This window comes from Calditrichota bacterium, from assembly GCA_013151735.1.
Lineage (GTDB): Bacteria > Zhuqueibacterota > JdFR-76 > JdFR-76 > BMS3Abin05 > BMS3Abin05.
Map to the genome: position 1 here is coordinate 4,900 of JAADHR010000144.1, position 8,072 is coordinate 12,971.

Sequence of the window (8,072 nt, forward strand, 5' to 3'; positions counted from 1 at the left end):
GGCGGGAGATTTGGGGGAAGTGCTCCGTCGTTTGCGGAAAATAACGCGTGTGCCGGTTATTCAAAGCATTCACAAACCTGAAGGGTTTCTGCGGATTGATCGATCCGTTCAAAAACCTTCGGATTTTTTTGCAGACAAGCCTGTGGCTGCATTCAGCGCCATTGGCAACCCGGACTCTTTTCGGAATACACTCAAAAAATTGGGTGTAGATCTCAGATATTTTAAGTCGTTTCCCGATCACCATCGATTTAGGGAACGGGACATTGCGCTCATCCGGCAGGAGGCAAAAAACAGGGGAGCGGACGCTATTTTATGTACGGAAAAGGATGCGGTCAAATTGGAAAAGATGGCTCCCGATTTTTGGTTTTTGAAGATCACCATTCAAATTGTCCGCGGGGAAGAAAATCTGCTTGATTTGTTACCGAATTTACAATAAATTTGTAAAGAAAATGAGACAATTTCCTACGTTTTAGTGATTTGAGAAGACGTTCCTTTTTTAATCGCCGGGTTATTTCTTCCGAAAAAACCAAATCGGAGGGGTTTAAGGTGCCCAAATACAACCGATTCAATCGAAAATGATGGAAAGGGGATTTTTTGATGGCTAAGGATTACCAGGTTTTAATTGTTGATGACGATGTCAATATCCGCAAGATGATCGAAATAAATCTAAAAAAAGATAAAATGTACGACATCATTTCTGCGGCCAACGGAGAATCCTGCTTAAAAATCATGCACGAGACCATCCCTGACCTTGTTTTGTTGGACATCCAGATGCCGGGTATTGATGGAATTGAAACGCTTCGCCGGATCAAACAGGAAAATCCCAAAATTCCGGTGGTGATGATGTCGGCACACGGAACGATCGAAACGGCGGTTAAGTCCATGCAGTTGGGCGCTTTCGATTTTATCACGAAGCCCTTTTCGGGCGATCGGCTTCGCCTGACGGTCAAAAATGCCATTGAAAACAGCAGCCTGAAGGCTGAGGTAGACCGTTTGCGTCAGGAACTGCAGGAGCGCTACCAGTTCAAAAATATTATCGGTGAGAGCGGTCCGATGCAGGAGGTTTTTAAGGCGATTAAGAAAGTGACCGACAGCAACGTGACCGTCTTGCTTCAGGGTGAAAGCGGTACCGGAAAGGAGTTGATTGCCCGGGCTATCCACTTTGAGAGCGAGAAGCGGAGAAATAAACCCTTTGTGGCCGTAAATTGTTCGGCTTTGCCGGAATCGCTTTTGGAGAGCGAGTTGTTTGGGCATGAGAAGGGCTCCTTTACGGGAGCCTCCGGGCGCCGCATCGGGAAATTCGAGCAGGCAGACGGCGGTACTATTTTTCTGGATGAGATCGGCGAGATGAGCCCCTCAACTCAGGTGAAGATTTTGCGGGTCCTTCAGGAGCGCGAATTTGAACGCGTGGGGGGAAATGAATTGATCCACGTGAATGTGCGGGTCATTTCGGCCACAAACAAGAATCTGGAAGAAGCCATTAAAAAGGGAGAATTCCGGGAGGATTTGTACTATCGTCTCAGCGTTTTCCCGATTGTTATTCCGCCCCTGCGCGAGAGGAAAGAAGATATTCCGCTGCTGGCCCAGTATTTTATCAGCAAATATGCCCAACGTGAAGAAAAGGATGTTCAGGAGCTTTCTTCGGATGCCCTGGAACTGCTGACGGCGTATCATTGGCCCGGGAATGTACGGGAACTGGAGAATGCCATCGAGCGGGCCGTTATTTTAGCCTCCTCCGAACAGATTTTACCCAAGGATTTGCCGGCAAACATCCGGGCGATCGGGGAGAAAAAAATGGCCGAGCCGGGAACCGGCCCCTTGAACAACTGGATCGAAAAACTGGAAGAGGAGGCCCTGCGAAAGGCCCTGCTCGAAAGTGAGGGCAATGTTTCGCTGACCGCCAGAAAACTGGGTATCGGCCGGGCCACCATTTATCGGAAGGCCAAAAAATACGGACTGCCCATTGTCCGCTGATTGTCTGTTAATCGAGACAGGTGACTGGGGTTTTTTATCTGTCTGAAGGAAGGCGGATCGGGCTCACAAGGGGAAAGGTGTCATAACCCGTTCAAGAGAAAAACCCGTTTTACAATATTGAAATTGAAAGGGTTGGAGTTGCTTTCTTCATGGATCGGACATAAATTTAAAGCAATCAATATTGGGAACATCGGGTGTCTTTTGAAATAGGGAAGGGGAAATGGCTACTTTAAAGAAGTATCATCTTCAAGACGTTCTCATAAGGCTTTTATCCAATTCGTATTCGGATCACGACCTGCTCGCATTTATTGATCTTTCTGAAAAAATTGCTGTCGGCTATCTTCGATTTCTCCAGTTTAGCGGAAAAAAGATTGCACCCTCCAACGCATTTGAATCCTCTGAACTTTCAAATGTGGCGATCGACTGTATTGCTCCGATCTTTCGCCGGAATGAGGCGTTGGAGTTTATTGAACTAAAAAGATTTTTTTCCCGCCATTTTGATCACGGCAAGGTTCCGGATGATTTGGTGTTGTTTGTTGAACTGAAACGCCTGGTCATCCAGTCGGTTAAACAGGGGCTGGCCATTCTATTCAGGGAACGGGACCCCGAAGGCGCACGGCTTCTCCGAAATATTCGAGGCGCCATTCAAAAATCCGACGACATTATCCTCTTTGAGAACCTGAGCCAGGTTTATGTATTCTCGCCGGTCAATTTGAATGACCCGGATTTGTTTCGGAAATTCGTTCGCAGAGAGGTTGACATCCACCACCCGTTGGTCCGCGAAAAGTTACGACGTGATCTGCCGCTGATCCCAATCGATGATTTGAAAAATGATTTTTTGGCAAACTATTCCCCCTATTTGCAAATACCTGCATTGATACGAAATCTTCTGAAACTGGTCAGCGAAAAAAAGACGTTTGCGAATTATTTGACGGTTGACGAAATTGTTGACGTGGTTAAAGAATTCAAACGGCGGGAGGTCTCCCTTGAGGATATTCCCGATCAAATCTTAACCGATGAAACACCGGAGAATTCGTATGAGGCCCGGCAGTTTGATCATATTATGGCCCAAATGCCTCGTCGGATTTCCGAGCTGATTAAGTGGAAATACGGCACGAACCGGAAATTCCCGCCTGAAGTGCTTTCAGCATTTCAGAAGGCCTTAATGAGTTTCTCGGAAAATTACATGAACGGCAAGAAAAAGGTGTCCCATTTTCACCTGTTGAAAACCTACCTTCCCGATCTCACTTTTCAGGACTATCGAAAAACCTATCGAAATGCCTTTGAATATCTCATAAAGAATCTTCGGCGGGAGATGAAAGAAGACGTTGTGAATATTTTATGAATTTTTCCGCAAAACAAGAGAGTGTTTCTACTTAATAAACGAATGGTTAATGCCTGCATAGCCGCTCATTTTGCTTGTAAAGAGAGTTTCCAAAAGGGTCTTTTAACATCAATTGATTGAATCATTTGAGGTTAGGATCCTGAAACTGTGGAATGAAAGCCTATCCACGAGCTAAGAGGCTGTGTAAAAATAAGGTTATTAACCTATCGTCCCTACGGGACTTTTTAACTGTTCTTTTTTATTGGCTACAAACCTATCGTCCCTACGGGACTGTATTTATTATTGTTAACTGAGGACTAATCAATCTGTGTAATGAGAGCGCTGTTAAGCGCGAAAGGTTTGTAGTAAATAGGGTGCCCCATTAACATAAGTGCCGTAGGTACGAAAGGTTAACAGATTGAAAGTGCCGGGGTTATTCAAAATTTAATACTCGACGGATTGACGGAAATTGCCTGCCCGTGGATTCCAGGGAATGATATGATCTGCGGTATTTTTACACAGGCTCTTAAGGTGTGTCACTATTCGGTTCAGAGTAACACCAATTGGTGGTTACTGAAGTTACAGAAGCAGCTATTTTTGCGCCGTTTATCATCGGCAGGTAGCGTTTCCCCAATCAGGGGTTAATCGGCCTGGTAACATGCAAGTTTGGTGAAACCGTAAACTTAAACAAATCCAAAGAAACAAAAGAATCCCATGTTTAAAAACAGATTATCCGCAAAGAAATCTTGTCCCCGGGAAAGCGATCTGGAATTGTATCTATTGAAGGTAAATTACGGTTTACCCTTTTCAAAAAAAATTCAATCGCATGTAAAATCGTGCATGATATGCCAGGATCGGCTGCGTCAGTTACGGGGATTTTACAGGCTGTTCGACCAGGAAATTTCCCGTCCAATTCCTCGGGAAGTCTATTTGCTGGCCAAAGCCCTGAAAGATTTTTGAGCCGCCGCGCTTTCCTTCATCCGACTCCGGCACGTTCAACATACCGGCCCCCCTATTTCCAGGTTCCAAAGCCCCTCCCAAAAAAACTTGATTTTTGCAACAGGTCTTGCTAATTTAAATAGTTATTTAACCATAATCTACAAGAATGTCGTTTAAAGAACGGCTGTTAGGTTGAGCGGCGATGCTGAAAATGCGCTGCGGCGTGCCATCTTCTGTTTTTACGGAATGAAGATCAATCATTGATGAAAAAGTGGGTTAACATTTTTTGGGTGATTTTGATTTCACTGATGTGGATTCCCTCATCATTTGCCGGCAACTGGCAAAGTGTGCGGATTAAAAATTATCGGATTATTTATCACCCGTACCAGAAAAAACTGGCTGAAGAAGTTGCCGACGTCATTCTGAAAACAGAACCCAAATACAAATCGGTTTTTGGAGAAGTGCCCCGGGACACCATCCGGGTTATATTGGCGGACCGTCGCTCGGAATTCGACAAGTTAACAAAGAACACCATTCCCGAATGGAGCCGGGGGGTCACCCGCCCGGACATTCATTTGATTATTTTGTTAACCGATCAGATTAAGGGGGATGAATTTTTTTCAGTGGTTCGGCATGAGCTGGTTCATGCCTGGATGGGGTCTCTTTATCCGGGCATCCAGACGCCCCGCTGGTTTGATGAAGGGATGGCGGTTTTGCTCTCGGGCGAACGCGTGTCGGACAACACAACCATCATTTCGCGGGCGGTTTTAACCGGATCGCTTTTCTCTCTGGATGATGTCAGTCAGGTGTTGAAATTTGGGCGCACCAAAGCGCGGCTTGCCTACGCTGAAAGCTACACCGCGATGCGATTTTTTGTGGAATACTTTGGCTGGAAAAAATTCCCCATCCTTTTCACAACGCTCAAACAAACAAAATCTTTTGAACGTGCGCTGACAGCCGCCACGGGACTGAGCCTCTATGAATTTGAGGATACGTTCCTTGACTATGCGAAAAAAAACTACAAATGGCAGTTTTTATTTGATGTCGATCTCTACCTCTGGCTGGCGCTCCCTGTTTTTGTGGCCGTTTCGTTTTGGTGGATCAGGCGCCGAAACCGGATGCGGATGGAGGCCTGGGATGAACCGTCGGAGGTAAGCCGTGAGTAACTCAAAACAGCTCCGAAATGTCCTTGAGTTTTTGGGGTTGAAATTCATCTGGTTGACAACCCAAATTCTGCCTTATTGGCTGGCCGTTCGGCTCTCGCGGGTCTTGAGTTTTTTGGCGTTTTCCATTTTCCGCGTGCGGCGCGACGTCACCCTTCAAAATCTTCAACGCGCCTTTCCTGAAAAATCCGCCAGGGCCTGTACGCAGCTGGCCAAAAAGGTTTACGATCATTTTGGCCGCGTGGCCATGGATTTTTTGTATCTGTCGCGTCTGATCCCGAAAAAAATTATGCAGTTGGTGGTTTTTGAAAATGAGACCGTTCTGCGGGACGCGCTCAAACAGGGGAAGGGCGTGGTCCTCAACGGCGGGCATCTTGGAAATTGGGAATTTATGGCGGCAATTGTTCCGTTGAAAGGGTATCCGACTTCTATTATTGTGGGTACTCAGCGTAACAGTCTTGCCGATGAGTGGATTAATTCCAACCGGCTTCTGGCCGGTTCAAAAATTATTCATGTGGGAGGGGCCGTGCGAAAATCTCTGAAGGCCCTCGGGCAGGGAGAATGCGTCGCGTTGCTGTCCGATCAGGATGCCGGAAAGGACGGGCAATTTGTGCCGTTTTTCGGCCGGAAGGCGTCTGCACCTGTGGGGGCTGCCCTGCTTGCTTTGAAATCCGGTGCTCCGATGATTTATTCCCAAACCGTGTGGAAGAATGGCCGTTATGTGGTCGAATTTAAGGAGATTCCAACCCGCGATCTGGACGGCCCGACCCCGGAAAATTTGTGGGAACTTACCCGCCGGTTTACGGAAACACTGGAAGAGAATATTCGAAAATACCCGGATCAATGGTTCTGGATGCATCGTCGGTGGAAAACACGACCTCCCGGTGAGAGTGAGAGGGTCTCCCGATGACTTACCGCGTGCTCATCATTCAAACGGCCTATTTGGGCGATGTGGTCCTGTCTCTTCCGCTTGTTGATGAACTTCGGCGTAATCTTACCGAATTCGAGTTGGACTATCTGGCCATTCCCTCAGTGATGAATGTTCTGGAGAATTACCCGGGAATCAGCCGTGTTATTCCGTATGATAAGCGAGACACTGAGCGCGGGTTTCAGGCATTTGTTCAAAAGGTGCGTTTTCTGAAAGATCAACAGTACGATCTGGCTTTACTGCCGCATCGGTCGTGGCGCAGTGCCAGTCTCGCCAAATGGGCAGCCATTCCCGTGCGAATAGGCTTTAATCGAAGTTGGGCCTCTTTTCTGTACACGCATGTTATTCCGTACGACGAGACGGTACACGAGGTAAACCGAAATCTTTCTCTCCTGCAGCCCCTTGGGGTTTTACCCAAAAAGAAAACCGGCCTTCAGTTGGCGATTGCACCCGAAGATATTGAACGGGTGGATGCCATCTGGCAGGAGTCCCGTCTTGAACAGGGCCGCCCCTGTGTGGCGCTTGCACCGGGATCGGTCTGGGCCACCAAACGCTGGCTGCCCGACCGGTTTGCCCAATTGATTCGGGAGCTGACGGCCGAGGGGATTCAGGTTGTTCTGATCGGCGGGCCGGCTGATGCCCCTCTGGGCCGGGAGCTTGAAAAATCGGCTTCGAAGAATATTGCCAATTTTATCGGGAAATTGACTCCCCGTGAATCGGCCGAAGCGATTCGAAGATGTGCGGTTCTGGTTTCGAACGACAGCGCGCCCGTTCATCTGGCATCTGCGGTGGGAACAAAAGTAGTGGAAATTTTCGGCCCCACGATTCCCGAATTTGGGTTTACGCCATTTGGTGTTTCTCATCGAATACTGGAAAAGAAACTTGATTGCCGACCCTGCGGCGACCATGGCGGGAATAAATGCCCGTTAAATACGTTTGCGTGTATGAAATCTATTTCTGTTGCAGAGGTTTACCATGCGGTGAAGGAGCTTCTGGATGAAACATAACACGGAGAAAATCCTTCATCTGCATGCAGAGAATCTCCCGGAAGTGGTTGAAAAATCCGCTGAGGTTTTGCGGAGAGGCGGTGTGCTGGTTTATCCAACCGATACGGTTTACGGTCTGGGCGGAGATCCCTTTCAACCGGCAGTTGTGGAACGGATTTACACAATTAAAGGAAGAGATTTTCAGAAACCGATTCACGTGCTGATCGGTTCTTTGGAGCTGTTAGATCAACTCGTGGACCATGTGCCGGGTGTGGCTCAAAGGCTGATGGATGCCTTCTGGCCGGGGCCCCTGACGCTTATTTTTAAGGCGAAGCCGGCTGTGCAGGGACGCTTTCTGGGCCCCAATCATAGCATTGGCATCCGCCTGCCGGACCACGCGTTTTGCCGGCGGTTGAGTGCGGCCCTTGAAAGGCCGATTCTTTCGACCAGTGCGAATTTAAGCGGCGGGGAGAATCCCCTGTCCCTAAAGGATATTCCGCCGGAAATCCGGCAGGCAGTGGATGTGCTTGTTGATTCGGGGCGGACCCGGCAGCCTGCACCATCTACGATCGTGAATGTTTCGAGTCAACACATGCAACTCATTCGAGAAGGGGCCATTTCGTGGAAACGCATCGAGGCCATTAGTGGAGAGATAAAAAGCCAATGAGAAATAGATTTACAGTTTTGTTTGTATGTACCGGAAACAGTTGTCGAAGTCCTATGGCCGAGGGAATTTTTCGGACGAAAATTCCGGCCGC

The 8,072-nt window shown here is 47.9% G+C and carries 9 protein-coding genes; all 9 read left to right on the plus strand.

Annotation, left to right across the window (positions count from 1 at the left end):
* The first annotated feature begins 19 nt into the window (after nt 1–19).
* Nucleotides 20–436 carry a tetraacyldisaccharide 4'-kinase gene (locus tag GXO76_10280; GenBank protein NOY78241.1) on the plus strand — a complete coding sequence of 139 codons (417 nt, stop codon included), beginning with the start codon at nt 20–22 and terminating at the stop codon, nt 434–436.
* A gap of 161 nt (nt 437–597) precedes the next feature.
* Nucleotides 598–1,974 carry a sigma-54-dependent Fis family transcriptional regulator gene (locus GXO76_10285; protein NOY78242.1) on the plus strand — a complete coding sequence of 459 codons (1,377 nt, stop codon included), beginning with the start codon at nt 598–600 and terminating at the stop codon, nt 1,972–1,974.
* Nucleotides 1,975–2,194: 220 nt separating this feature from the next.
* The gene (locus GXO76_10290; GenBank protein NOY78243.1) at nt 2,195–3,319 is read left to right on the plus strand and encodes a hypothetical protein; all 1,125 of its coding nucleotides are present in this window, start codon (nt 2,195–2,197) and stop codon (nt 3,317–3,319) included.
* Between the two features lie 693 nt (nt 3,320–4,012).
* The gene (locus GXO76_10295) at nt 4,013–4,258 is read left to right on the plus strand and encodes a hypothetical protein (GenBank protein NOY78244.1); all 246 of its coding nucleotides are present in this window, start codon (nt 4,013–4,015) and stop codon (nt 4,256–4,258) included.
* 242 nt (nt 4,259–4,500) lie between these two features.
* A complete protein-coding gene (locus GXO76_10300; protein NOY78245.1) occupies nt 4,501–5,403 on the plus strand; it encodes a hypothetical protein in 903 nt (300 codons plus the stop codon).
* Nucleotides 5,396–6,310, plus strand: coding sequence for a lysophospholipid acyltransferase family protein (locus GXO76_10305; protein NOY78246.1), 915 nt, complete (start codon nt 5,396–5,398; stop codon nt 6,308–6,310). The genes GXO76_10300 and GXO76_10305 overlap by 8 nt, the downstream gene beginning before the upstream one ends.
* The gene (waaF, locus tag GXO76_10310; protein ID NOY78247.1) at nt 6,307–7,335 is read left to right on the plus strand and encodes a lipopolysaccharide heptosyltransferase II; all 1,029 of its coding nucleotides are present in this window, start codon (nt 6,307–6,309) and stop codon (nt 7,333–7,335) included. Before GXO76_10305 ends, waaF begins: the two co-directional genes overlap by 4 nt.
* The gene (locus GXO76_10315) at nt 7,325–7,981 is read left to right on the plus strand and encodes a threonylcarbamoyl-AMP synthase (protein NOY78248.1); all 657 of its coding nucleotides are present in this window, start codon (nt 7,325–7,327) and stop codon (nt 7,979–7,981) included. Before waaF ends, GXO76_10315 begins: the two co-directional genes overlap by 11 nt.
* The coding region (locus GXO76_10320) for a low molecular weight phosphotyrosine protein phosphatase (protein NOY78249.1) at nt 7,978–8,072 on the plus strand (95 nt) is incomplete at its 3' end. The genes GXO76_10315 and GXO76_10320, both read left to right, overlap by 4 nt.